Below are 1,087 nucleotides of genomic sequence, written 5' to 3'. Positions count from 1 at the left end.
TGCCCGGCGCCAGGACGCTGCCAGAGGGCACCGTGAAGCCGAACGGAATGGTGTTGCCGCCAAGGGTTCCGGACTGGAAGGTCAGGGACCCCAGGCTTCCATTGATGTACAACCCGCCCCCGTTCAGCGTGGCGGACTCCATGGATCCATTCAGGATGAACGTGCCGCCCCGAAGGGTCGTGGTCACGTTCGACCCCATCGTGCCGGTGTAGGTGGTCACGCCGGAATAGACGTCCACGTCCCCGATTCCGTCGATGTCTGCGGAAAAGGTGTAGTCCTCGCTGTTGTGATTGAAGACAACCAGACCTTTTCCGCGGATCAGGTTGAAGCTGCCGGAGCCCAGGGTGACGGTGGCGGCGTTCAGGTCGCCCGGCGCGGCGGGGGTGTCGCCCGCGGCGGCGCCGATGTTCAGGGTGCCGGTGGTTCTAGGGCCGCTTCCCAGCTTCAGGGTTCCGGTGCCCGAGTCGATGGAGATGGTCCCCCCGTCGGTCAGCGTGACGGTGCCGGTGCCGCCGATGACGCCAAATTGAGGAGGCAAGTAGCCCACGACAAGCCCCGGGCTCTTGAACGAGGCCCCGTCGGAGACGGTCAAGTGCCCCTCACCATAGTATCCCACGTACGCATTCCGGGTCCCGGTGCTGGTCCAGGAGGTGCCGTGCCCGGTCACGGTCAGGGTGCCTTTGTCGCCGACGCCCTCGCCAAGCGTGACCCCATGAGTGGTGGCCGTGGCGCCGTCCCTGATGTCCATGATGGCCGTGTTGTTTTCGTCGGTGGCGACGTACGTTCTGCCCGAGGTGGTCCAGGTGGAGCCGTGTCCGGTCACGGTCACGGTGGCCCCGTCAGTCAGGTAAGCACGGCTGCTGGTCACCTGCCCCCCGTTGATCACGCGCAGCGTTCCCGAGTTCGTGATTCTAAGACGGTCGCCCACGGTCCACGGGCTGGCGAGGGTTCCGCCACCGTTGCCGTCGACCGTCTCCGTTGTGCCACGGATTTCGTAATCGGCGGCCATGGCGGGCCAGGGGGCGAGGGCCGTTCCGCACAACAGGGCCGCCCGGACGATTGTTGTCCACCGAACGGTGGGGCGGGT

Annotated in this window: 1 pseudogene; it reads right to left on the bottom strand. The window is 66.2% G+C overall.

Annotated features, from left to right (window positions below):
- Window positions 1–1,009 (bottom strand): annotated as a pseudogene (locus tag BLS85_RS18480) (hypothetical protein); the annotation flags it as partial.
- Window positions 1,010–1,087 lie beyond the last annotated feature (78 nt).

The organism is Rhodospira trueperi (assembly GCF_900101965.1).
Classification (GTDB): Bacteria; Pseudomonadota; Alphaproteobacteria; order Rhodospirillales; family Rhodospirillaceae; genus Rhodospira; species Rhodospira trueperi.
Note: the sequence above shows the minus strand (reverse complement) of the source record. Positions and strands in the feature narration are given on the sequence as shown.